General features: G+C 53.8%; 18 protein-coding genes. 9 read left to right on the forward strand and 9 right to left on the reverse strand.

Annotated features, from left to right (window positions below; translation table 11 throughout):
- Positions 1–250: 250 nt before the first annotated feature.
- Complete coding sequence (locus Pla22_RS05180; RefSeq protein WP_146513671.1) at positions 251–2,098, reverse strand: arylsulfatase; 1,848 nt, start codon at positions 2,096–2,098, stop codon at positions 251–253.
- Positions 2,095–2,991: a 3'-5' exonuclease gene (locus Pla22_RS05185; RefSeq protein WP_146513672.1), complete on the reverse strand. Its 897-nt coding sequence runs from the start codon at positions 2,989–2,991 to the stop codon at positions 2,095–2,097. Before Pla22_RS05185 ends, Pla22_RS05180 begins: the two co-directional genes overlap by 4 nt.
- A 98-nt stretch (positions 2,992–3,089) precedes the next feature.
- Between Pla22_RS05185 and pepT the strand changes: the two genes are divergently transcribed.
- Positions 3,090–4,355, forward strand: a complete 1,266-nt coding sequence (pepT, locus tag Pla22_RS05190; RefSeq protein ID WP_146513673.1) for a peptidase T — start codon at positions 3,090–3,092, stop codon at positions 4,353–4,355.
- A 171-nt stretch (positions 4,356–4,526) separates the two neighbouring features.
- On the opposite strand, the gene leuD is transcribed toward pepT, so the two are convergent.
- The 6 genes from leuD to Pla22_RS05220 all read right to left on the reverse strand — a co-directional run bounded on the left by leuD (position 4,527) and on the right by Pla22_RS05220 (position 11,170).
- Complete coding sequence (leuD, locus tag Pla22_RS05195) at positions 4,527–5,120, reverse strand: 3-isopropylmalate dehydratase small subunit (protein ID WP_146513674.1); 594 nt, start codon at positions 5,118–5,120, stop codon at positions 4,527–4,529.
- Positions 5,121–5,155: 35 nt separating this feature from the next.
- Positions 5,156–6,586 (reverse strand): 3-isopropylmalate dehydratase large subunit, encoded by a 1,431-nt coding sequence (leuC, locus tag Pla22_RS05200; protein WP_146513675.1) that lies wholly within the window; start codon positions 6,584–6,586, stop codon positions 5,156–5,158.
- Positions 6,587–6,760: 174 nt separating this feature from the next.
- Positions 6,761–7,771: an NAD-dependent epimerase gene (locus tag Pla22_RS05205; protein WP_146513676.1), complete on the reverse strand. Its 1,011-nt coding sequence runs from the start codon at positions 7,769–7,771 to the stop codon at positions 6,761–6,763.
- Positions 7,772–7,903: 132 nt separating this feature from the next.
- Entirely contained in the window at positions 7,904–8,104 is a 201-nt protein-coding gene (locus tag Pla22_RS05210; protein ID WP_146513677.1) for a hypothetical protein, read from the reverse strand.
- Positions 8,105–8,178: 74 nt separating this feature from the next.
- Positions 8,179–10,035, reverse strand: coding sequence for a glutamine--fructose-6-phosphate transaminase (isomerizing) (glmS, locus tag Pla22_RS05215; protein WP_146513678.1), 1,857 nt, complete (start codon positions 10,033–10,035; stop codon positions 8,179–8,181).
- Between the two features lie 406 nt (positions 10,036–10,441).
- Entirely contained in the window at positions 10,442–11,170 is a 729-nt protein-coding gene (locus tag Pla22_RS05220) for a hypothetical protein (protein ID WP_165440519.1), read from the reverse strand.
- Positions 11,171–11,382: 212 nt separating this feature from the next.
- Between Pla22_RS05220 and Pla22_RS05225 the strand changes: the two genes are divergently transcribed.
- The 3 genes from Pla22_RS05225 (at position 11,383) to Pla22_RS05235 (ending at position 18,496) form a co-directional block, all read left to right on the forward strand.
- Entirely contained in the window at positions 11,383–13,662 is a 2,280-nt protein-coding gene (locus Pla22_RS05225) for a S8 family peptidase (protein WP_146513680.1), read from the forward strand.
- Positions 13,663–13,786: 124 nt separating this feature from the next.
- On the forward strand, positions 13,787–15,970 hold the full coding sequence (locus Pla22_RS05230) for an FdhF/YdeP family oxidoreductase (RefSeq protein WP_146513681.1): 2,184 nt from the start codon (positions 13,787–13,789) through the stop codon (positions 15,968–15,970).
- A gap of 171 nt (positions 15,971–16,141) precedes the next feature.
- Complete coding sequence (locus Pla22_RS05235) at positions 16,142–18,496, forward strand: coiled-coil domain-containing protein (RefSeq protein ID WP_146513682.1); 2,355 nt, start codon at positions 16,142–16,144, stop codon at positions 18,494–18,496.
- Between the two features lie 420 nt (positions 18,497–18,916).
- Here the strand turns inward: Pla22_RS05235 and prfB are convergent.
- Positions 18,917–20,018, reverse strand: a protein-coding gene (prfB, locus tag Pla22_RS05240; RefSeq protein WP_211088210.1) for a peptide chain release factor 2 whose coding sequence is annotated in 2 segments (ribosomal slippage) — positions 18,917–19,948 and positions 19,950–20,018 — 1,101 coding nt in all. Because the reading frame shifts where the segments join, the coding sequence is not laid out codon by codon here.
- 87 nt (positions 20,019–20,105) lie between these two features.
- On the opposite strand from prfB, the gene mnmA reads away from it, so the two are divergent.
- From mnmA to Pla22_RS05265, 5 genes are all read left to right on the forward strand, one after another.
- On the forward strand, positions 20,106–21,227 hold the full coding sequence (gene mnmA, locus Pla22_RS05245) for a tRNA 2-thiouridine(34) synthase MnmA (protein WP_146513684.1): 1,122 nt from the start codon (positions 20,106–20,108) through the stop codon (positions 21,225–21,227).
- A gap of 217 nt (positions 21,228–21,444) precedes the next feature.
- A complete protein-coding gene (locus Pla22_RS05250; protein ID WP_146513685.1) occupies positions 21,445–22,218 on the forward strand; it encodes a tetratricopeptide repeat protein in 774 nt (257 codons plus the stop codon).
- A gap of 283 nt (positions 22,219–22,501) precedes the next feature.
- Positions 22,502–22,744, forward strand: a complete 243-nt coding sequence (locus Pla22_RS05255) for a DUF3311 domain-containing protein (protein WP_146513686.1) — start codon at positions 22,502–22,504, stop codon at positions 22,742–22,744.
- A gap of 8 nt (positions 22,745–22,752) precedes the next feature.
- Positions 22,753–24,426 carry a sodium:solute symporter family protein gene (locus Pla22_RS05260; protein WP_146513687.1) on the forward strand — a complete coding sequence of 558 codons (1,674 nt, stop codon included), beginning with the start codon at positions 22,753–22,755 and terminating at the stop codon, positions 24,424–24,426.
- Positions 24,427–24,435: 9 nt separating this feature from the next.
- Entirely contained in the window at positions 24,436–26,250 is a 1,815-nt protein-coding gene (locus Pla22_RS05265; protein ID WP_146513688.1) for an SLC13 family permease, read from the forward strand.
- The last annotated feature ends 39 nt before the right edge of the window (positions 26,251–26,289 follow it).

Below are 26,289 nucleotides of genomic sequence, written 5' to 3' on the forward strand. Positions count from 1 at the left end.
ACCATGAAAATGCGAAAGGGAACCACGTCGAGCGAAAGCTCACGCGAATCTTTGAACTGGACGAGCGTACAAAATCCAGTCAATACAGGTAAAGAGGGAATTTTGGGGCATAGATGCATTCGCCCACCCCTCTCGGGCTCTCAGATGGCGATCTTTGCCCGGCTACGCCGAACCGATCGCTAACCCTTGCCTGGCAATTGTCCGACCTCTCGCTTCCTGCTGCGGTCACGAGTCAAAGAATCAATTGCTATCAATCATCAATTCGTTTGAGCGAAACCTGATGCGGGCCTTGGACTTGTTCGCGCACGACAACGTCAACCGCCAATGTGAATTGTCCTGATGGCAACTGCATGACAGTTCGATTACCGGTGCGTTTGCCCGCCGGGATATCGAGTCTTTGCGAAAAGCTTCCGGCATTGATGGTCGCCTGGGCTGTCGGCAAGTCAGTGTTCATAAAGACTTCGACCTCGTAGCGTCCTGATGAATTGGATTCGAGCAACCAATGCCCGTTTGAATCGACAGCCCAAGGTTTTCCTTGGGTGTGTCGCCAATCTTGCCGAGTCAAAACCGTCGTCGGCTCATTCGGTGTGCCCACGATGATTCGCGGTGGATCGAAGTTGTCTGGTCGAGTGGAGCTGACATCGTCGAACCAAGCGGCGTATGCGTTCGCCAGTCGTTTCACCACATTGGGATGTTGGCTTGCCAAGTCTCGCTGCTGTTTAGGATCGAGGCTCAAATCATAAAGCTGATATTTGCACTCACCTTCGAAACTCTCTTTTCCGAATCCACTGGGATGCACAAGCTTCCAAGAATTTTCATGTAGCGCGAAATGGTGGTAGCGCTGCGGAACGTCACCGCGATGCGATTGAATGACGAGCTGCCGAGTCGGCCAAGGAGCGTTACGACCGGTCATCAGCGGCAAGAAACTTCGCCCGTCGATGATCAGATTCGCGGGAAGCTCTACGTCACAAGCATCCAAAATGGTGGGCAGTACATCAATGTGCGCGCATAACTCGTTTGCGGTTGTTCCCGCATCTACTTTCTCGGGCCAATGAAACAAAAGAGGAGAACGAATCCCTCCGTCATCAACGTTCGACTTGGAACCACGCATGTCGCCAACGTATCGTTTCGAGTTAGGACCGTTGTCATTGAGATATACCACGATCGTGTTTTCGCGAATGCCGAGATCGTCGAGTTTGCTGAACAACCGGCCAACGTTCTGATCAATGTTGGTAATCATTGCTGCGATGCGAGCGAGCTTATCTTGTTGCTCGTCCATCCGTTTCGGAGCGACCTTACCGACCATGATGGGAGCAAAATCCACGTTTCGGTATTGTTCGTACAAGTCGTTTGGCACATCGTGAAAGGGACCGTGAGGTGCGTTGGTCGCGATGTAGGTGAAGAACGGCGCATCCGAATCCACGCTCTTGGCAATGAAATCCATCGCCTCGTCAAAGAAGATATCAGTGCAGTAACCTTTTCTTTGGACTTGATTACCATTTTTGAAAAGCGTCGGGTCAGTGTACTTTCCTTCGGCACCGATCGGATCTGAAGGTTGTCCGATTCCGCCGCCCCGATGAACCAAGCTGTCTTGAAACCCTTGATCCATTGCACGCAGAGGATAGTTGTCACCCAAGTGCCACTTCCCATAGATACCTGTTCGGTATCCAGCGTCTCGAAGCAATTCCGCAAGTGTCACTTCGCCCGAGTCCATCATGGCTCGACCGACGTAGGTATCCACACAGCGAGTTCGATAGTTGTATCGGCCGGTCATCAAACTAGCTCGCGTTGGACCGCAAACAGGGCTGACATAGAAGTTCGTCAACCGACCGCTACACTCGTTCATCGCATCCAGCTGCGGTGTCCGAATTAGATCGTTGCCCATGAACCCGTAGTCTCCACCACCCTGATCGTCGCTGACAATCAGAACAACGTTGGGTCGACCGGCGTGCACCGAATCAGCCGATACCGCACTGACCCACACAGCACTGACCCACACAGCACTAATAAACAGGCCATAGATAACCCTCGGCAGCAGCCAAACTGCGGCCAATGTACGTGAAGCATTGGCACCAGTGAAACACGGCGGGTCGTTCATTTTACTAACTCTTGAGCACTGTCTGATTTGTCGTTGCCGGCTACTGTTGATGATTTAGCCTCGGGCGTTGGATCGGACGCCTCGTCTTCCTGCCAAGGATTGAGCCAATCATTCCAATGAGCAAGGTAGTCTTGATAGGCTTTGCAGTCTTCGGCACGTTCTTCGATCCATACCTTAGCGTCAGCGACCAGTTGAATTTCTTGCTCCAGCGTGATCGTGCCTTTGAGCGTCTTGGTGCGCAAGAAGATGAAGTAGGTGTCCAGCACATCGCAGCGACAATAATCACTGATCGCTTTCTTGTTGCCATCGTCGAACTGCTTTTGAACTTGCTCTCCATTGAGGTCCATCTTGCCAGGCTTGCCAAGCAACTGGGCAACCAAATTCAATCCTCCGTTGCAACGCGCGGCTCCGAAATTAGTCAGGACGTCCTGCAGATCTAAGTGAGCCATCGTATTAAAACGATTTCGCGGAGCTTTGTAGCCTTCGCCTTGAAACCACTTCGGAATTGCGACTCCATAACGGAACGCGGCCAGTTCCATGATGGGAATATCGAATGAGCGACCGTTGAACGTCACCCAAGTGGGATGCTTGTACGCCTCCCAGCCTCGCCAAAAGTTTTTCGTAATCACATGAGGCCGAAAGTCGGGCTCATCGAGTGATACGATGTCGACTAAGCTTAGATCGACGGCGACTTTGGCGATCACAACTGCGACTGGAATCTGGAACGTGTGCGGAATGAATGTCGTCCCGTTAAGTTCCAACAATTCGTCTTGGTAGGTCGCAATCGCGTCTTCGGGTGTATAGTTTTGGCCGGGATAGCGAACCTTGGAGATTAAATCACCATCCGAGACGCTTTCCACGTCAAAGATCAGATGCGAAATTTGTTCAGCCATGGAAGTTCGCCTGGAATGAATGGGTGCCCAACCTCGCACAATTACGAAGCAAATTTGACGCTTCCGCCCATTGTAACCTTTTTCTCTGTGAGTTTTGCATGTCGGCTTCGAGTCCCGCTTCCATCCGTATTGATCGCCAACGTCTGCTCGATCGCTTTCTGCGTTACGTGAAAATCGGCACGTCGGCGGATCCCACCAGTGACACCTACCCGAGTTCGACCTCGCAATGGGAACTGGGGCGAATGTTGTGCGACGAGTTATCCGCGATGTCCGTTGACGATGCTCACCAGGACGAGAACGCACTGGTTTGGGGAACCGTCCCCTCCACCATTGGCGAGGGCGCCCCGACGGTGGCCCTGGTTGCTCACATGGACACCTCGCCGGAATCACCCGGCGATAACGTCCAACCTCAAGTGATCGAGAACTACGACGGAGGCGACATCACACTGCTGTCAGGTGAGCTCATTGCGGTCGCTTCGTCTCCCGACTTGAGCAAGGTCGTCGGGAAGACATTGATCACGACCGATGGGACCACGCTGCTTGGCGGTGATGACAAGGCAGGCGTGGCGATCATCATGGAACTGGCCCAAACGCTTATCGAGAATCCTCATTTGCAACATGGTCCGGTGCGATTGCTATTCACTTGCGACGAAGAAATCGGGCGCGGCACCGACAAAATCGACCTCGCGAAAGTCGATGCCACGGTTGCCTACACGGTCGACGGCGGTGGCGCGGGCGAGATCGACGTGGAAACATTTTCGGCCGATGGCGCGACCGTACGATTCGTTGGTCATAACATTCACCCTGCGATCGCAAAGGATCGGATGGTCAGTGCGTTGCGAGGTGCCTGTGATTTCGTTTCGCAACTTCCCCGCGATCGCCAGACTCCCGAGACAACTGACCAACGAGACGGCTTCATTCACCCGACCACGATCCACGGTGGCGTAGGCGAAGCGACGGTGCACTTGATCCTACGTTCATTTGAAGCCGCAGACCTGGAAACTTACGCTGATCAATTGCGCTCGCTCGCGAACGACATCACGTCGAAAATACCCGGCCTAAAAGCCGAGGTCACGATTCATCGGCAATATCGAAACATGCGAGACGGCATCGCAAATCTTCCCGAGTCGGTATCAATGGTCGAAAAGGCGTTCGCCAACCTTGGTCGCCCGTGCACTCGCGAGATCATTCGAGGTGGAACCGACGGCAGCCAATTGACCGAAAAGGGTTTACCCACACCGAATCTATCGAGCGGGCAACATAACATTCACGCCGTTACTGAATTCGCGTGTCTCGACGAAATGGTCGAGGCGACCGAGCACTTGGTCGAAATGCTTCGTCTGTGGAGCGAGATGAAGTCCTGAATATCGCTGCGGATACTACCTCGAATCACCCTGCACGCGGCCCTGTGATTTCAGTCATCTGTTGCCATCGAATCTGATCTACCGCGATCCAGTGCTGATGCGATAAGTGCTGAACTCGCGAGCGATCAGTCCTGTCGAAAACTACTTTGCAAAAAAGAGATCGCTTGGTCGCTACCAACTTCGAGCGTTTTCGTAGGCGGTGATTTTCTCTTCATGCTGCAGCGTTTGCGCAATGTCGTCGAGACCATGCAACAAGTTGTGTCGACGACTCGGGTCAACCTCAAAGCTCCGCTCGAAACCGTGCTCATCAGTGATCTTTTGGTTTTCGAGATCAACTGTAAGTTGATACGGAGAATGCTTCTCGGCTCGTGCAAACAGTTCATCAATATCGGCTTCCGGCAGCACAATCGGCAGCAGGCCGTTCTTGAAACTGTTGTTGAAGAAGATATCAGCGAACGAGGGTGCGATCACGCTGCGGAAACCGTAGTCATCCAAAGCCCAAACGGCGTGTTCACGTGAGCTGCCGCTACCAAAGTTCTGACGCGCGACCAGTATCGACGCACCTTTGACGTTGATTCGGTTAAGTTCGAATTCAGGATTAGGTGTCGTGCCATCATCCATGAATCGCCAATCGTAAAAAAGGAACTGGCCGAAACCCGTTCGTTCGATTCGCTTCAGGAATTGCTTCGGGATGATTTGATCAGTGTCGACGTTGGCGCGGTCCATCGTAGCGACGACGCCAGTGTGAATAGTGAAGTTTTGCATGGTGAGTTAATGATTGTTGTGAGCGTGAAAGGCGATCAAGCGTTGGACTTGTAGTCCCAATCGCGGATGTCGACAAAGTGACCTTTGACAGCGGCAGCGGCTGCCATCGCTGGGCTAACCAAGTGCGTCCGACCGCCCTTGCCTTGGCGTCCTTCGAAGTTACGGTTGCTGGTGCTTGCACACCGTTCACCGGGTGCAAGTTTGTCAGGGTTCATGGCCAAACACATGCTGCAGCCGGCTTCACGCCAGTCAAATCCAGCTTCTTTGAAAATCTTGTCGAGGCCTTCGTTTTCAGCTTGGATCTTTACCTTGCCGCTACCGGGCACAACCATGGCGTCGACCTTGCCACTGACATGATGGCCTTTGACGACCGCAGCGGCGGCTCGTAAATCTTCGATTCGTGCATTGGTGCACGAGCCGATGAAGACTCGGTCAAGAGTGACATCTTGAATAGGTGTTCCCGCCGTCAAACCCATGTAGTCGAGCGAATCACGCGTGGTCTTTTGATCGGTTGCGTTATCGAACTCGGAAGGATCGGGAATTTTCGATCCAACGCTACGCACTTGGCCGGGGTTGGTGCCCCATGTGACCTGCGGCTCGATGTCTTTGCCTTGATAGACGTTCGACAAATCGTACTTGGCACCGGGGTCACTTGGCAGTTGTTTCCAACGTTCAACAGCAGCGGCAAAGTCTTTAGGAGCTTCAGGCAATCCGTCGAGATAATCGAACGTGGTTTGATCCGGTGCGATCATTCCGGCACGTGCACCGGCTTCGATCGACATGTTGCAAACGGTCATCCGTTCTTCCATGGTCAATGCGCGAACGCAATCACCGGTGTACTCAAGCACATAGCCCGTTCCCCCAGCGGTACCGATCTGACCGATGAGATAAAGGATCATGTCTTTGGCGGTCACACCTCGAGCAAGTTCGCCATCAACGCGAAGCTCGAATGTCTTGGGTTTGAATTGCAACAGCGTTTGCGTCGCCATGACGTGTTCAACTTCGCTGGTGCCGATCCCAAATGCCAACGATCCAAACGCACCGTGGGTAGCGGTGTGAGAGTCGCCACAGACAATCGTCATCCCCGGTTGGGTGTAGCCGTTTTCAGGTCCGATGACGTGTACGATACCCTGACGTACGTCGCCGATATCGAACAACGTGACGCCAAACTCAGCACAATTTGCTCGCAGAGTTTCGATCTGCTTGCGGCTGATGGGGTCCGCGATCGGCAACGACCGGTCGCTGGTGGGCACATTATGGTCAGGGGTGGCAATGGTCCGCTCAGGTCGGCGAACGGGGCGATTGTTGATGCGTAGCCCCTCAAACGCTTGAGGGCTGGTGACTTCGTGGACCAAGTGCAGATCGATGTACAGGATGGCTGGTCCACTCTCGGGGGCGTGAACGACGTGCTGGTCCCAGATTTTGTCCAGCATAGTCCGCGGTGCGGACGAAGATGTTGCAGTCATTTTGTTGCAGAAAGAGCGTGTTTTGTAAGTTTTTCGTCTGGTTCCATCCGTGCCGATCGCCTTTGGCGTCGACGCCCCTCACTGTCGATCCTCAGGGGCAAACTGTCAATGAGATAGGGGACGCTTCAGTACCGTTTTCCGACACTGTGATTGACGACACTGCGATCGACGTTTTCAGACACCGTAGTAGTCACGATACCAGGCAACGAAGTTCGCGATTCCTGTTTGAATAGGCGTCTTGGGCTTAAATCCCACGGCAGATTCTAGGGCCGATGTGTCCGCGTAGGTCGCGGGTACGTCGCCCGGCTGCATCGGAAGCATGTTCTTCTGAGCCGTGATGCCTAGTTCTTTTTCAATGGTCTCGATGAACACGCCGAGTTCGACGGGGTCATTATTACCGATGTTGTAAATCCGGTAGGGAGCATTGCTGGACGAAGGATCGGGTTCATCGCTCTTCCAGTTTGGATCCGGTGCCGCGATTTGCTGACTGGTACGATCAACGCCCTCAACGATATCGTCGATGTAGGTGAAATCGCGTCGCATCTTTCCTTCGTTAAAGACGTCGATGGGACGTCCTTCGAGGATGGCTTTGACAAACAAGAACAACGCCATGTCAGGGCGACCCCACGGACCATAAACCGTGAAGAAACGCAGCCCCGTGGTGGGCAGCCCATACAGGTGGCTGTACGTATGAGCCATCAATTCGTTGCTCTTCTTGGTCGCCGCGTAGAGACTAAGCGGATGGTCGACTCGCTGGGAGGTCGAAAACGGCATTTGAGTCCCACCCCCGTAGACGCTGCTGCTGCTGGCATAGGTCAGATGCGGCGTTTTGGCGTGGCGACAAGCTTCAAGAATGTTCGTAAAACCGACCAGGTTGCTTTGCACGTAAGCACGAGGGTGCGTCAACGAGTACCGCACCCCAGCCTGGGCGGCGAGATGAACAACGCGGTCGAAATCATGCTTGGCAAACAGATCGTCGATGGCGGCCTGGTCAACAAGGTCGGCTTTGACGAACGTAAAGTTGTCGTGCCGTTGGAGTCGATCGAGCCTCGATTTCTTCAGCTCGACACTGTAGTAATCGTTCAGGTTATCCAGACCGACCACTCGATCGCCACGCTCGAGCAATCGCTCTGCTAAGTGGTAGCCAATGAAACCAGCGGCGCCGGTAATCAGGTGAGTACTCATGGAATGCCGAGGTACGCTGGAGTGAGAGGAATCGAGGACCCTAATTCAAAGACAAACGCCCACCGCCTTGCGAAAATAGCGACCCATTAAAGCCGTAGCTTAGTAAAACAAGCTCAAATGCGAAGAGCCGATCTAAACGGGCTCTTCGATGTACTCTTGGCGTTCCGTGTCTTTACCGGGGACGATCTTGGTCACGTTGACTTTGGTTCGACGCAATTCCTCGATTTCAGCCGCCATTTCGTTGATCAAATTGGCAATCTCAGTTCCCGCCGCTTCACCGATATTCACAATCAGGGCCTTTCGCGAGTTGTAGCTAAGTCCAGTTTGTTTCATCGGGATTCTCCTAAACCAAAATGTCAATCGAACGCTCATAGTTAAATTGAGCGGGCTTTAAAGACAAGCCAAAATCACTCTACCGTCACACTCTTCGCCAAATTACGCGGTTTATCCACGTCGCAACCACGAATCAGAGCGATATGGTACGACAATAATTGCAATGGAACGACCGTGACAATGGGCTGCAAGAACTGCTGAACCTGGGGAACATGGATCACGTCGTCGGCGATTTGGTGAACATGTGGATCATCTTCGCTGGCGATAGCGATAACGGGCCCGCCACGAGCCTTTACTTCTTCCATATTGGCCATGACTTTGTCGTACGTACCGCCGGCGGGCACGATAAACACACTCGGTGTCGCATCGTCCACTAACGCGATCGGCCCGTGCTTCATCTCGGCTGCTGGATATCCCTCGGCGTGGATGTAGCTGATTTCTTTTAGCTTCAATGCGCCCTCGAGCGCGGTTGGGAAGTTGTATTGGCGTCCCAGGTAAAGGACGTTGTTGGCCGAAGCATATTTCTTGGCAACGTCCTTCACTTGTTCGTTGCACGTCAAGGCTTGCTGGACGGCGTTGGGCAGCAACCGAAGCTCTTCGATCAGACGCTGTCCGCCTTCGAAACTCAGGTGCCGCATGCGTCCAAAATACAAAGCCAACATCGCAAGCACGCAACATTGGGACGTGTACGCTTTCGTGCTGGCGACACCGATTTCGGGGCCCGCGTGCAAGTAGACTCCACCGTCCGCCGCTTGCGCGATTGAGCTGGCAACAACGTTGCAGATTGCCAGCGTCCGGTGTCCTTTTCGTTTGGTCTCGTTCAGTGCCGCAAGCGTGTCTGCGGTTTCACCACTTTGCGTGATTCCAAAGACGAGCGTGTTGTTTTCGATCGGCGGATTTCGGTATCGCAATTCGCTGGCGTATTCAACACTAACAGGAATCCGTGCGAGCTCTTCAATTAAGTATTCACCAACCAGTGCCGAGTGCCAACTCGTGCCACAGCCCGTCAAGATAATTCGTTCAACGCTGCGCAGTTGCTGGGGTGTCAGATTCAAACCACCGAACACAGCCGTTGCGTTTTGATCGTCAAGTCGACCACGCATCGCGTTGCGAAGCGATTCGGGTTGCTCGTAGATTTCCTTGAGCATGTAATGATCGAAACCATCCAAACCCACTTCGCCGCTTTCGGTTTCCAACTGTCGAATGTCGACCCGAACCTTGCCTTGGTCGCGGTGCAGTACAGAAAATCCTTCCGGGGTGAGCACCGCGATTTGATGGTCCGCAAGATAGACGATGCGGTCGGTGCGTCCAGCCAACGGCGATGCATCACTGGAAACAAAATACTCACCGCGCCCCACACCAATCACCAAAGGGCTGCCAAACCGAGCGGCAATCATCAAGCTGGGCTTGTCGCGAAACGCGATCGCCAAACCGTACGTTCCGCGCAACCGAGCGATCGCGGCTTGCACAGCCGACAAGTATCGCATGTTGGGTTGATCTTTAATCTCAGGCGACTGCTTTAGTTCCTCGGCAATCAGGTGAGCGATCACTTCGCTATCGGTGTCGGACTTAAAGACGTAACCCTTGGCGATCAATTCATCCTTAAGAACCTGGAAGTTCTCGATCACGCCATTGTGCACTAAAACAATTTCACCCTCACCGCCGAGGTGCGGGTGAGCGTTGGGTTCGGTGGCCGGGCCGTGCGTGGCCCAACGAGTGTGTCCGATTCCCAAGATTCCAGCTTTGGGTTCGTTGCCGATCTTGGCCGCTAAAGAGTCAATTCGCCCGACGGACCGAGTGATATCGAATCGACTTCCGCCATGAATTGCCACACCGGCGCTGTCATAGCCGCGGTACTCCAAACGCCGGAGCCCATCAATTAGGAAGGGACATGCGTCTTCACTTCCGACGTAGCCAACGATTCCACACATATTGCTTGGTCTCTTATTCGTCTCTCGATCTGTTGCCGTGTCTTGCACGTGCCCACACGACACATCTAGGGAAAGCCTAACTCAAACTGGCTCAATCACACTAGAGAAGACGAACTCGATCTGCCTACCTGCTTAGGATCGGCACACTTATCCCACAAAGTCGGCAAAACATGGCCGTTCGGCGAGAAATGACCAATGAATCGGGTTCTACTTGGCTACTAAGCTCAAGATCTCTCGCTGACGCCCATCCATATTTTACGCCGCATTCCGTTTAAAACGGCTCAGTGGCTTGAACGGCTCAGTGGCTTGAACGGCTCAGTGGCTTGAACGGCTCAGTGGCTTAGGGAGCACAGCGCCTTGGGAGCAAAGCGCCTTGGGAGCACAGTGCCTCAGGGGGCCAAGTGGCTTAGGCAGCACGACGATTGGGGCCGACTTGCGACTGCGACGAACGCTTAAGCGGTTGCCAAGATGGGCCCTCATGAACCAATACCACAGTCGATGGCTTGCAAATTCTAGCTAGCAAACCATGAATTTCGGGGGTATCCCATTCGTTTTGCGGCTGCGAAAACAGCACGAGATCGACCGACCCGATCGTATGAGCGACACGGGTAAGTCCGCGATCGAGAGATTCAGGATAGACCTGAGAGCTCACGCCGGCAGCTCGCAACTTTTGGTGGAACTGCATCAGAGTGGTTTCGCCACCCGCCATTTCAAACTGGTCCAAGGCGATGTAGCGGACGGTCTTATCCGATTGGGCGGTCAGCGTTTGGATGACTTCAATCGCGCGTGATCCGTCACCCACACCCACTTCCAGCGCCGTTTCGACTGACAGGCTCTTGATCTGCTTCAACAGCGGCCCGTTGGCGGACGAACCCCCAAACAGGCTAAGCCTCGCTTTTTTCGCCGGTGGTGCGGGCGTTTCAGCCGGAACGACCTTCGTTACCGAAGCAGCCTTCGCGGTGGTCGCCGCGGGAGCCCTATCGGTCGCAGTGGCCGTCTTCTTCTTTGCGATGGGAGTCGGGTTCGTTGCCCCGGGCGCTGGATCGCTCGACGCATTCGGCTGAGCCGACTTTTCCGGTTGCGATGGTTCTCCGGACCGGCCGCGAAGAGTGTTCCACAATTTTAGCAGCGGCATCGAAGCAGGCCCCGACAGAAAGAGAAGCGTTTGAATCGCCAAAACGAACACGGAAGGCGTTCAAAAGTACCGCCTCGAACGTTTATGTCGGCAACGCGGTCCCGTTCGCTCGACTGGTTCCGGCAAGGTTCAGGTTACGCAGATAGGGCGCGAGTCTGCGTCCTAGGCTTGCTGTACCAGATCAAGACCTGCTCTTCCTTTCGTCGGCAATCATGAAACACCCCTTTCGCTCTAGCGATTCAATCAAGACAGCTTCCAAGGACAGGATGCGTTTTAGGGACAACTTGGCGACCAAGCGAGCTTTGATCGAAATCTGTGAAGAACGACTCGCACTTTCGGCATCGTTAGCCGCCGATGTGCTGATGGAGCTATCCCCTTGGGGTGAGATCGAAACCGACCTGGTTGCACCGCCGACACCGATCGAGGCCGATACCGCTGCTGCGTCAACACAAAACGGCGTCGATCTAGACTCCGGAAACTTAACCGATCCGGGGCAAGCCTATGATTTGTTCAGTCAGGCGGAAGCCCTGCGAACCACTGACAATACCCTCACCGGTGCCGGGCAAACGATCGCCGTCATTGACAGTGGCATCGCATGGGATCACACCTCACTGGGTACAACACTAGGTAGCGGATTTGGCCCTGGCTATCGCGTCGTCGGCGGTTGGGACTTTGCCGAGAACGACGCTGATCCATACGACGATGGCCCCGCTGGCTATCACGGCACTCATGTTGCAAGCATCATTGCCGGTCAATCCGAAAGTTTTGTGGGTGTTACTCCGGAAGCCGATATCGTTGCGCTGCGAGTCTTTGACGATGCAGGCTATGGACAACTTCAATGGATTGAATCGGCGCTTCAGTGGGTGCACGAGAACCAAGACAGCTTTGAATCACCCATCACAACCGTCAACTTATCGGTGGGTGCCGCTTTAAGTGAAGCGAACCGTGCTCAAGCAATGGACATGCTCGAAGATGAGTTGGCGCTGCTGCGAGAAGACAACATTCTCGTCTTTGCAGCAGCGGGCAACTTCTTTGAATCAGGTGGATCAAGCTTCGACGAACTGCTGTACCCGGCGTCGAGCTCTTCGGTCATTCCTGTCTCATCAATCGGTGACGATGGAACCTTAAGCAGCTTCGCTCAGCGTAGCGATGGCATTCTCGCCGCCAACGGAGAAACCATCGAAGCCGCAGTCCCAGATCATGTCTTTGGATGGGATGGAAAGGTCGACGACCTTGCGATTCTAAGCGGAACTAGCATGGCAACGCCTCAAGTCGCAGCCACATCGATGCTGATCCGACAAACGTTGATCAACGAAGGCGTTGAACCGACCATCGATGCCGTGCTTGATCGACTCGAATCAATCACGCAATCGCACATCGATTCGACCACCGGCTTAAGCTACTCGACGATCGATCTAAGTCTACTTTCCACGAAGCTTCCAGACACCGACCTTGGTCCGACCGATGGAGTCACGGAAGTTCCGATGTCGACCTTCATTGGCACCGACGAATCCGATTACATTCAACTTGATCTACGAGATGGCAAAACCTTGCGAGTCGGTGATCAAGTTTATTCGCTCGAAGCCGACGCGGTCAGTTCGACCATCGTGATCGATGTACGTGGCGGTGGCGATTCGATCCATATCGAAGGTTCCAGTGATAGCGAACGGCTAATCTTGCAAGCACAAACCGATGGTGTTAGCCGCCTTATCACGGGTGATATCGAGATCGAACTTCGCGGATTCGAGCAGATAACATTTGTCGGCGGTGGCGGCTTCGATCGCGCTTCATTGACCGACTCCAACGGCGACGACACGCTCACCTCGGAACCCTCTCGGGCAACGCTGCATGGAGTGGGGTACAAATTCGAAGTTTTCGACGTCAACCAGATTTATGTCACGGCGACCAACGGTGGAAACGACACTGCGTTCCTAAGTGACGGACCGGGCGACGACGTTCTAGCCGTGCGGCCACAGTTCTCGAGCATTCGAGGCGACACCACATTTCAACTGGCCAGCGGATTCGAACGAGTCTATGCATTCGCGGCCGCAGGTGGGTTTGATTCCATTGAAATCAATGATTCCGAAGGCGACGACACGCTGAACGTGACTGCCGGTCGGACCACCTTCGTCGGGCCGGGCTATCACGTTTCTGCGAATGGATTCGAATCGACCACGGCCAATTCCACACTTGGTGGCAATGACACTGCCAAGATTTATTCCAATGGATCGACCGCCGGTTGGCAATCCACTCCCGACCGAGTGCAGTGGAATGGGGCCGAAGGCGAAGTACGCATCGCTCGCGGATTCGAACGAGTCGAAGCGTTCGAAGATTTTGAACCGGTCAGTTTGCCGATGCAAATAGGGACGCAGTCGATCAATCCGATTCCTATTTCGTCAGCGGACGATCGCGATGATCTGACTTGGCTTGGTATGAACCCCGAAGACGAAGCCCGGGCGACGAGGAAAATTTTCGAATCTCTCGGCGAATAATCCTGCGACCACGAATCCGGGCATGTAGCCGTGCCCAAGCGGGCTTTTTTCAGCTAACCTAAACCTGTGCAATATTAACATTTGTCCCGCGAACGGGATCATTCTTGTCAGGTAGGTAGCAGCAGTGAAAGTTGGCAGCGGCGGTGGATTTCGAGCCATCTATTACACGTGGAAGAAGGGCCGTGAAGCGGGCGGCGTCTGGAAACTCTACAAAGCCCTGCGGACACGCAACTCGTGCAAGACTTGTGCCCTCGGTATGGGCGGACAGAAAGGCGGCATGGTCAATGAAAAAGGTGGCTTTCCGGAAGTCTGTAAAAAGAGCATGCAGGCAATGGTGGGCGACATGCAGCCCGCTATCGATCCGAACTTTTGGAAAAAGACTTCGATCGAAGACCTCAAAAGGCTGTCCCCTCGTGAACTTGAGTACCTCGGTCGCTTGATCCACCCGATTCGCTATCGACAAGGCGAAACGCATTACGAGACGATCACTTGGCAGGAAGCTTTTGATTCCATCGTGGCCAAGTTCAAAGCCACCGATCCGAACGAAACGTTTTGGTACTTCAGCGGTCGCAGCAGTAACGAAGCTGGCTTTTTGCTGCAGTTGCTCGCTCGCGTGTATGGCACCAACCACGTCAACAACTGCAGTTACTATTGTCACCAAGCCAGCGGCGTGGGTCTTCAGTCAAGCATCGGCAGCGGGACAGCGACCGTGGTGTTGGATGATCTCGAAAATGCCGACCTCGTTTGGCTAATTGGTGGCAACCCGGCTAGCAATCACCCCCGGTTAATGACCAGCTTGATGCACGTGCGTCGACGCGGTGGCAAAGTAATCGTTATCAATCCGGTTCGCGAAACTGGGTTGATTCGATTCCGTGTCCCGAGTGATCCTATTTCGTTGATGCTTGGAACGAAGATCGCTTCGCACTACGTTCAACCGCACATCGGCGGGGACTTGGCATTGCTATGGGGTATCGCAAAGTCGCTCAAGCAAAAGGGACTGCTGGATAACGAATTCCTTGCAAACCACTGCCGCGACTCGGATGCTTGGCTGGAGGCGCTAGATTCACTCACTTGGGAAGAAATCGAGACCAAGTCGGGAGTCGCGCGAAGCGAAACCGAGTCCATCGCAGATGTGTATGCAGAATCCAAACGCAGCATTTTTTCGTGGACGATGGGGATCACCCATCACGCCCATGGAGTCGACAGCGTTCAAGCGATCGCGAATCTGGCGATGGCACGAGGCATGGTAGGCAAACCGGGATGCGGATTGATGCCGATTCGTGGTCATTCCAATGTGCAAGGAATTGGAAGCGTCGGCGTTACGCCCAAACTCAAAGATCAAATCTTTGATGCTTTGCAAACCAAGTTTGGCGTGCAGTTACCCACAACGGAAGGTCGCGACACGATGGAGTGCATGGAGTCGGCAGCGCGTTATGAAACGAAAGCGGGCTTCTGCCTGGGTGGCAACTTGTACGGTTCCAACCCAGATGCCAAGTTTGCTGCCGAAGCTCTTTCGCGTCTTGAATTCAACGTGATGCTCAATACGACAATGAACACCGGTCACGCTCATGGCCTAGCCAAAGAAACGATCGTGCTTCCCGTACTTGCGCGTGACGAAGAGCCCGAACCGACGACTCAAGAATCGATGTTTAACTTTGTCCGTCTTTCCGATGGCGGACCTAGACGATTGCCCGGGCCTCGTAGCGAAGTCGAAATCATATCGACGATTGGCGAACGCTTAGTTCCCGATGCGCCGGGAATCGACTGGGAAGCCATGAAGCAAACGACGACGATTCGAGATTGGATCGGTGCCGTCGTTCCCGGGTACGAAAAAATCGCGGAGATCGATCGGACGAAAGAAGAGTTTCAAATCGAAGGTCGCACATTCCACGAACCAAAGTTTGGCACCGATGACGGTCGAGCGGTCATGCACATTCACCGTTTACCCGATCTTAATGGCCGTGGTGACCAAGAGCTTCGCCTGATGACCGTTCGTAGCGAGGGTCAATTCAATACCGTTGTGTACGAAGAAGAAGACCTCTACCGAAACCAAGATCGTCGCGACATCATTCTGATGCATCCAGACGATCTCAAGCGATTCGGGCTCACTCATGACCAACGAGTCACCGTTTACAACGACACCGGGCGATTGGAAAACATCTTGGCTCGAGGATACGAAGAGATCCGTCCAGGCAATTCGTTAATGTACTACCCCGAAGCGAACGAATTAGTGTCCAAGTACGCCGACCCCAAGAGCAAGACGCCGGCGTTCAAGGGTGTCGTTGTTCGGATCGAATCGTCGGATTGAACGAATTCACTTCGCTCATCAAAGTGATTGATGCCGTTTGGCGGGGATCAAAGTTCCGAATGCGTTACCACACTTTTTAGAGAATCTCCATCGACTTAGGACTTCCTAGATTGCTATAGGCCGATTGGCAGTGTTGTTTGCTGCCGCCGCCTACCTTCGACGGATGTTCCGATGAGTGTTCTTTACGATCTCCCTTTTGTCTCAGCGATCTTCTTCATTTTGGCTGGCATCCTGATTGGACACCTGCTTTGGTTTCACGATCGCTCCGCTGATAGCGAGAAGATGAACGGACTTGAAAGCCGCTATTTCAAGGCCCGCGGCTCAGCTCGCCAACGCAAACGCGAGTTCGTGAAACTGCAAAAGGACAGCAAGAATCAAGAGCACACGTTGGCTGAACTGCAGCAGTTGGTGGCCGAACTTCGGACCAGAAACTCTGAATTCGAAACGGCAGCACTCGAGGCCGGCGACGAAATTAAACGGCTAGGTCGCGATCGCGACGAAGTTCAGCAAAAATTTGACGAAGAACATGCTCGCAGCGAATCCTTGGTCAGTCAGTTGCAGGAAGTCTTGAAATCGAAGGCTGCCGTCGAAGAGCAATCCAGTTCGCGTCAAACCAAGATTGTTCAACTTCAAACTAGCCATCAAGAACTCGAATCCGAGATCGAACGACTGCGCGGCAGCGTTGAGGTTCATGCTCACAGTATCGCGACCGATCGTGATCAAATCGCAACTCTGGAAGATCAACTTCGCGATTCAACGAAACAACTTGCTTCGTCCGCTCAACAGAAGCAATCGCTCGAAGACGAGTTGCAACAACTTCGCGGCACTTTATCGAGTGACCAAGAACAACTGGCGTCGCTGGAACAAAAACTCCGCGAAACCACCGATCAGTTGGCCGCTACAGACGAACAACGCCAAACGCTCCATGATGAAGTCGCTCAATTGCGTAGCGCTAGCATCACTGACCAAGACCGCATTGCCAGTCTCGAGCAACAACTTCGCGAAAGCAATGAGCACTTCACTGCCGCCGACCAGCAACGTCAATCGCTCGAGGCCGAGATCGACCGTCTGCAAGCTGAACTCGACACTCGATCCCATGGGGCTACGCAGCAAACCCACGCATTGCAAAATGAAATTGCTAGCCTGAAAACGATGCTTGAAAACCAAACAAGCACGGCCGACCAGATCGCTAGCGAGAACGAAAACACCATCTCGCAACTGCAAGCCGAGATCGATTCGCTACGACAGGCCCTTAAGGACACTCAGACCGACCTCGTTGCCCGCTGCGAAGACCTGGACAACACTCGCATTGAACGCGAAAAGCTGTTCCGTCAATTAGAAGTCGTCACGACCTCGTTCGAACAGAAACATGAACTCTTGGAAGCCCGCGAAGAGGAAGTCGACCAGTTTAAGGGCGAACTGACTAGCTTCCGCGAGAAGTTCGAAGCGAGTGCCGAACAGTTGACGATCGCTCAATCGAAAAACGAAGAACTAAAGCAAGTGGTTTCGCAGCGAGATCAACAACTCGCCGCCCTGCAAGAACAGGTCAGCACCATGGGGTCGGAGATCGAAGAACTCCTGCCGCTACGTAACGAGCTAAGCCAAATTGCGGACGTCCTGGGTGAACAGAAATCAGTCAACCAGAAACGTGTTCAGCAGCTCGAAAGCCAACAAGCCGCTTTGGACGAGCTAACCAAGAAGGTAAGCGACTACGACAAACAAATGGCGTCGATGACTGTGCAACTTCGCCAGAAAGACCAGTCGATCGAAACTGACAAAGCAAAGATTCGCGAACTCGATCAAGTGCTTCAAAACATGCAAAGTCTTGTCCAAGACAAAGACGAAAGCCTTGAATCGCAACAACAAACCCTGATCGCGTTGCAGGCAAGAATTGAAGAACTCGAACCGCTACAACAACAACTTACCTCGGCAACGGCGAACTTCGAAACAGCATCGGCTGAACGAACCGACCTGCAGCAGTCGTGCAAATCACTCGAGACTCAACTCGGTGACTTACAGATGAAGTTTAAGTTGCAGACCGTCAAGAATGATGAACTCAGCGAGACATTGACTGCCAAGACATCCGAGTACGCTCAAGAATTGCAAACTCTACGATCGCAAGTCGAACGACAGCAGAAATCGCTTGACACTCAGAACCAGCAACTCAAATTGAAGACCGAGCAGTATGAAAAGTCATTGAACGAGATCACCGGACTGACTCAGACCTTGAAGGATCAACGAAGCTCGATCACCAAATTGACTGCCGAATTGCAATCGACCGAGAAGCTTCGCAGCGAGAACGAGTCGATGACAATCCGAATGAACGACTTGATGGCTCACCTGAAGCGGGTCAGTGCCGAATTGGAAGATTCACTGCAAGCCAATACGGAAGCCCTGGATCGCATTCGCGTACTGGAAACCGACCTGCATCAGCAAGCTGCCAAAATCCGCGAACTACGTCGCGAGCGAGGCTCTATCCGCGATCTCGATGGTGGCGAAGACCTATCCATCCGCCGCGCTGCCTAGTGGACCCACAACGCAGGTTACCTAAGGCGATGCAACACAAGCAGTGTCAAAATTTGCATGACGGTAACATTGACGTTGACGGTGAAGCTCGCAAAGTAGCTTAGCTAACAAGAGCGAATTCCGTCGCAAGGACGTTTCGGTATGGCTGTGCTCTGGCTTCGTCCTCTTTGTGTTGCCGCTTCAGATAGAGGTCGTTGGACTTCCATCCCCTCAAGAACGCAGCAACACAAAAAGGAACGACCAACATCGTTCGAATACTTTGACAATGGAAAGACAAGACGAAGATTGCCATGCGATTCACGCGTCTTCATTCCGAGCAAATCCAATCGAGCCGTCCGTCCTAAATTTGTTGACATCGCAGTTTGTTGGCACTGAAGTTCGTCGGCATCAAAACTGGAACAACTCGCGAATTTCAATCGTTCAAGCCTTGCCAGCTTTAAGTCGCAGGAACGCGTCGAGAAAGCCTTGCAATTCACTACCATCCATCACGCTGTTGAAATTGCCAACGTAGTGACCGGTCCTCGCATCCTTGACGCGTTGGTCGGGGTGCAAAAAGTAGTTTCGAATTTGTGATCCGAAACCCGAGCGAGCTTGAGTCTCGTACTTACGAGCTTCTTCGGCCTCTCGCTTTTCTTCTTCGATCCTTGCCAACTTAGCTCGCAACATTTTCCAAGCGGTGTCACGGTTCTGGTGTTGGCTACGTTGGTTTTGACATTGCACGACCGTGTTGGTCGGGATGTGAGTCAAGCGAATCGCACTGTCGGTTTTGTTGACGTGTTGTCCACCGGCACCCGAAGCACGAAACGTGTCTTCGCGAACGTCTTTCTTTTCGATATCAACTTCTATCGAGTCGTCGATCTCTGGCGAAACGCTGACCGCAGCGAAACTGGTTTGTCGTTTACCTTCGCTGTTGAACGGGCTAATTCGAACTAAGCGATGGATGCCTTCTTCACCTTTGAGGTAGCCATAGGCCATGGGTCCACGTACTGCCAACGTCGCTTGGTTAATACCCGCTTCTTCATTGTCATCGCGATCGAGCAGCTCGATTTTGTAGTCCTGGGCGACGGCCCATGCCGAGTACATCCGTAGCATCATGTCAGCCCAATCGTTCGCATCGGTGCCTCCATCGCGAGCGTTGATGGACAAAATTGCCCCGGCGTGGTCGTTGGGACCATTAAGCAACGCTTTGAGTTCCAGGTCATCAAGCACTTGCTCGAGCCGATCCACCTCACCGGTAACCTCGTCGATCAGAGAACTGTCTTCCTCGGCCATCTCAAAGAGCGCAGCGAGATCCTCGACCGAAGACGTCAGGTCATTGAGCGGCGAAACGATAACTTTGAGACCTTTCAGTTCCATCACGTTCTTCTGGGCCGATTCGTTATCGTCCCAGAACCCCGGTTGGCCCATCTTCAGCTCAATTTCTTTGATTTGTTCTGCTTTGCCGGCGTGGTCAAAGAGAGTCTCGTAACTGAGTCAAACGCTGACGAATCTCTTTGCTTCGGCTTACTAATTCAGCATCCATGTGTAACTCTCTCTTTCGTGCTTATGATGGGTGGAAACGACGTGACGCGGTTTCCTAATGTTTTGTTCGATTCACAGGTAAATATACATGGCCCGGGTAGTTCTAGCGATGAGTGGAGGCGTGGATTCGAGCGTCGCTGCGCACCTGTTGCTCGAAGCTGGCCACGAGGTTGTCGGCGTGTTCATGCGGCACGGCGAAGAGTCGAGCGAAGTTTGCAAGGTCGAAGACACCGGCAACACGAGCTTGCCGGTATTGGGTGGACTTGCGCAAGGGCGAGCCGACCATAAACAAGGTTGTTGCACCGCGTCGGACGCCGCGGACGCCCGTCGGGTTGCCGCGCGAATGGATATCCCGTTCTACGCGCTGGACCTGCAGGCAGACTTCCGTCGAATCGTTGACTACTTCGTCGATGATTACTTGTCTGGCCGTACCCCGAACCCGTGCGTGCGATGCAACCAATGGATCAAGTTCGGACGACTATTCGATTACGCCGATGGTGTGGACGCGGAATTTGTAGCGACCGGACACTATGCGCAATTGGTCGATGGCGAACTGCATCGTGGGCTCGATTCTACCAAGGACCAATCTTACGCATTGTTTGGAATTCGCCGCGATCGCGTTAGTCGAATGCTGCTTCCCGTGGGCGGATTTGAAAAGACTCGCATTCGAGAGATTGCCAGTTCACTTGATTTGGGTGTGGCCGGAAAAAAGGACTCACAGGAAATCTGTTTCGTAACGCAAGGTCACCACAGCGACTTCGTTCGTGCTCGCGAACCGAAGCGGTCGCAGCGAACCTCGGGGAACTTCGTGACCGTCGATGGCGAAGTCGTTGGCACCCACCGTGGCTATGAGGCATTTACGGTTGGCCAACGAAAGAAGCTCGGTATCGCGATGGGCGAGCCGTACTTTGTCATTCGCATCGAACCGGAAACTTGCAACGTCGTGATCGGAAAGAAAGACGCCCTAGCGAGCCAAGGTTTGATTGCCAGTGAGGCAAATTGGCTGGTTGACCCGGCCGACTTGCCGACTGATGTGGCGGTCCAAATTCGTTACAACGGCCAGCCCAAACCGGCCCGAATGAGTGTGGACGCAGGGGATCCCGATCGTTTTGAAGTGGTTTTTGACGAACCAGAGCTGGCTGTTGCCCCAGGCCAAGCCGCGGTTGTCTACCACGGCAATCGAGTCCTCGGTGGCGGCTGGATCCGCTAATTCAGCGGATTTTTGGCAATCCGTGAGTGCTGAATTTCACACTCGCCGCCCCTGTCCCACGGTATCTCAGGAAAAGGTTTGCCGGTTGCGCAGATCATAACTACAGTTTGAGGGTGTCCGCGCAACCCGTTTTAGCGGCAAATCAAACCTTTTTTGGACTCTCCTGCATTCGGGGCGATGCTCGCGTCGAAACTCCTCGCGGAGGACTGTACACCTGATGAAAAAACTAGCACTGACTTTCTTGACCGTTGCCCTCGCGGTTCCGATGATCGTTTCGGGACCAGAAGCACAAGGTCAAAACGCAATCCTTTCCAACTTGTACGGGCAAGGTGTTCATGCAACGTACGCCGGAAAGTATCAAGACGCCTATGACTATTTGTCGATGGCGATCAACAGCGGAAGTAAGGATCCACGTGTTTATTACTTCCGTGGTATCGTCGCCGATCGAATGGGCAGACCCTACGAATCCGAAAGCGATTGGCAGCAGGGCGCAGTGCTGGAAGCTCAGGGCAAGATTGTTGGCTCCATCGGTCGCGCCCTGTCGCGCTTCCAAGGTCAAGGACGGATGAAGCTTGAAGCTATCCGTCAAAAAGCCAAGCTGCAGTACCTTGCCGAATCGGCCATGCGATCGCAACAACGCTTTGGCGAAATCCAGGCCGCCGAAGGTGACGTTCTTCGAGCAGCCCCATCTCGACCGGCACCTCCGCCTGCACCACCAATCGCTGGCGATGACAATCCATTCGGTGATGACACCAGCGAACCTGAAGTCGAGGCGGACGACGCGCTCGAAGGTGCGATGGACGACCCCTTTGGTGATGCACCCGCTGGCACCGCTCCCGCGGATGCTGGCGATGCTTTCGACGCCGATGCCCCCGCCGCCGACGATCCTTTCGGTGGCAGCGGCGATTCACCCGCTGGCGATGACGATCCTTTCGGTGGCAGCAGCGACGACCCGTTTGGTGGTAGCGACGACGATCCGTTTGGTAGCTGATCTTCAATCTGAGTAAATAGCGTAGAAAGCAAGAGCGGCTGGGGCTTCCAGTCGCTCTTTTTTATTCGCCCTGTTACACTTATCGCACCTGCCACGATCAAAGCGTGGTAAGCATTGAATCGTCCCGCCAAGCGCTAACTGAACGCTCGTTGTCGTTTGCGTGATTCGTGCTTGATAGGACCTGCCCTCGAGTCCACTCGTAGCCAGAGACTGCTTTCCGTCGCAAAGATCGACGGGACTCGCTCACCTCAAATTCCCTCCCTTCCTTAGAAAGCCTGGTTTCATGAAGTACGTCGTATGGGGACTGATTGCCGTTTTGGTGGTGATCCATCAGGACGTTTGGAATTGGAACAACGACAAGCTTGTCTTGGGTTTCTTGCCCATCACGCTCGCTTACCACGCCGGAATCTCGATTGCCGCCAGCATCGTGTGGCTGATCGCGGCAACGACGGCTTGGCCGGATAATCTCGAAGACGAATCCAGCGATACGCTGGCCAGCGGTTCTTCTCAGGAGGCGTCGGTATGAGTCCTGGAATGATTAAAGTTACGATCATCAGCATCTATCTTGGACTGCTGCTTTTCCTTGGGTTGTTTTCATCGCGGTTGTTCAAAGGTACGTCCAAGGACTACTTGCTGGCGAGCCACTCCATCGGTCCTTTCCTGTTGCTGATGTCGTTGTTCGGCACAACCATGACAGGCTTTGCCTTGGTGGGATCAACGGGTGAGGCCTTTGCCGAAGGTGTTGGCGTCTATGGCATGTTGGCGTCCTCTTCGGGGATCATCCACTCGCTTTGCTTCTTTGTCCTGGGCGTTCGGCTTTGGTCATGGGGCAAAAAATATGGTTACACAACACAAGCTGGGTTCTTTCGTGATCGTTTAGAGAGCGACAAGATTGGATTGGTGCTGTTTCCCATTCTGGTCGGCTTGGTCGTTCCTTACTTGTTGGTCGGCGTCATCTCGGCTGGCAAAGCGATCGAAGGTGCCACGCGAGGCGATTTTCCCACGTGGACTGAAAACGGTGCTATTCCGCCGTGGTTGACTTCACTTGTCATTTGCGTCGTTGTGCTGGTGTATGTGTTCTTTGGTGGCATGCGAGGTACTGCATGGGCCAATACGTTTCAGACCATTGTTTTCATGATCCTGGGCGTCGTCGCGTTCTACTTGATTGCGACAAGCCTAGCGGCAAGATCCGTCGAGGAAGGCCGTGCTCACGAATTCGTCGACGGTGAGCGTGTCGTTCGAACTCAACCACCTACCGGACTGATGGACTCCCTGCACATTGTTTCGCAGGAGATTCCGAAAGCTCGCCGTGTGCGAGATGAAGTGAATCTGGAAGACCAACTCGAATCCGTCGAAGCTCCCGCTAAGTTTCGGACCCGAGAGAAGCTCGACCCGTGGATGTTTTTCACCTACATGTTGATTCCGTTTTCGGTCGGAATGTTCCCTCACTTGTTCCAGCATTGGTTGACTGCCAAGAGCGCCAGAGCATTCAAGTTGCCGGTTGTTGTGCATCCGGTATTCATTTTGATTGTCTGGGTTCCCTGCGTTTTGATCGGGGTCTGGGCGACGACAGGTCTGATCGCGATTCCACCACCAATCGCCAGTGATCCCAACAAGGTGCTTGGTTTCATGGTCAAGACACTCTCAGGCGATGTCCTGGGTGGTTTCTTGCTAGCCGGAATCTTGGCGGCGATCATGTCGAGCCTGGATAGTCAGTTTCTTTGCTTGGGCACCATGTTTACCACCGATATCGTGGTCCACTATGGCGGCAAAGATCGCTTCAAGGACAAGCAGATTATCTTTATCTCTCGGTGCTTCATCATCGCGATTGTTGCCATCACCTATGGATTGAGTTTGACCGATATCGCTCAAACCCGAGTGTTCCAGTTGGGCATTTGGTGCTTCAGCGGATTCAGCAGTCTGTTCCCTCTGGCGCTCTTAGCGGTGTATTGGAAGGGACTGACCAAGTGGGGAGCCTACGCAGGTGTGTTAACCGCAGCCGGCGTCTGGTATGCCCTTTTTTCCGCATCGCAATTTGGAGCGATCGAAAATTGGTCGGTCGATTTCACCATTGGTGAACGAACGATTCACACGATGCCAGTGGCTACGATCTTCTTGGCATCGGCGATCACCACAATCGTGGTTTCGTTGGTGACTCCCAAGCCGAGCAAACAGACGTTGGCAAAGTTTTTTCCCGAGCGAGCGTAACGTCTTTCGATGATGAACTGGGAAGCATGGCTGAGTCTCGGCGTCGCCAGCACGTTATTGGCGACGCTTGCCATGCGCGTGGCGGCGAAAGAACTGCTGGCGCTAGGCTGCCTCGGCATCCTCATCCTAGCCCAGAACGTCACTCACTCGACAAAGCTTCCCACACCCGAGCAGGCAGTCGCGGGCTACGGCAATGAAGGTCTGATTACGATCGCATTGCTGTTCGCGGCGGTCGCGGGATTGGAGTTCACTGGGGGTACCGAGTTGGCGACGGGATGGCTGCTGCGGCGTGCTCGCAAGCTTTCCGATGCTCAGACTCGTCTACTGATTCCTGTGGCGGCACTCAGCGGATTCTTGAACAACACGCCGGTGGTATTGGCTCTGATCCCGGTGGTTGGTGACTTATCCAAACGCATCGGGGTTAGTAGTAGCCGGTTGCTGATGCCACTCTCCTACACCGCGATCTTGGGTGGCATGTGCACATTGATCGGCACCGGGACGAACCTGATCGTCGCCCAGATGAACGAGAAAGCAATCGCGGCGGGAGATGCGACGCACCATCTGTCTTTCTTTTCACCCGCTGTTGTCGGCTTACCCGCTACGGTTCTCGGGCTGATCTACATGATCGTCTGTTCGCGATGGTTGTTGCCCGAACGCCGTCCCGCCGTCAGCGCTGGTGACGACCCGAGGCAATACACCGTTGAAGTTCAAGTGGAACCTAGCGGACCGTTGGTGGGTCGCACGATTGAAGAAGCGGGACTGCGTCATTTACCAGGCCTTTACATTGCCGAGATTCAACGTGTCAGCGGCGAGATCGCTGCCGCAAAACCCAACGAACGACTTCAGTCGGATGATGTGTTGATTCTGGTCGGAGCGTTGGAAAGCGTGGTCGATCTGCGGAAAATCCGAGGCCTCACGACGCCAGACGACCAAGCCCGAAAACTGCAGGTCCCCGCCTGGAAACGCACGCTGGTGGAAGCAGTCGTTTCGCCACGGTGTAGCCTTTTGGGCAAGACGATTCGTGAGGGGCGATTCCGGTCTCATTACAACGCCGCAGTTGTAGCCGTCGCGCGGGGTGATCGTCGTCTAACCGGAAAGCTCGGTGACGTGCGTTTGGAAGTTGGCGACGTGTTACTGCTTGAAGCCTCACCATCGTTCTTACATCGTCGTGGAGAGTCGCGAGACTTCTTCTTGGTCAGCGCCGTTGAACAGGCCGCCGTTCGCCGTCCCGAACGTGCTTGGTTCGCCGTCTTTATTTTGACCGCGATGGTGTTGGCCGCTGCCACGCAAAGTTTAAAAATCTTGACCGCGTCAATGTTGGCGGCCGTTGCAATGGTGGCCTTTCGTTGTTGCACCAGTGCAGAAGCTCGACGCAGTGTTGACTGGTCGATCTTGATCGTGATTGGGGCGGCCATTGGTATCGGTGAATCGCTCAACATGAGCGGTGCTGCTGGATCTATCGCCAACGGAATTCTGTCGCTTGCCGGTGGAAGTCCTTTGCTGACGTTGGCAGCGGTGTTCATGGCCACGATGTTGTGCACGGAACTTATTACCAACTACGCTGCTGCGGTGCTGATGTTTCCGATTGCGATTAGAGCGGCCACGGGACTGGGTTGCGATCCAGCTCCGATGATCATCGCCGTCATGATTGCCGCCTCAGCCAGCTTCCTGACGCCGTTCGGCTACCAAACCAACATGATGGTTTACGGTGTCGGCGGTTATCGAGTCGTCGACTACTTGAAGTTCGGATTGCCACTTTCGATCATCGTCTTCGTCGTAACCATGGTGGTAGTTCCGCTCGTTTGGCCGCTTTCGCCCTTGTAGATCAACGTCCGACGCGTTCAGCCAAATCGTTTTGAATCC

Source organism: Rubripirellula amarantea, assembly GCF_007859865.1.
Lineage (GTDB): Bacteria > Planctomycetota > Planctomycetia > Pirellulales > Pirellulaceae > Rubripirellula > Rubripirellula amarantea.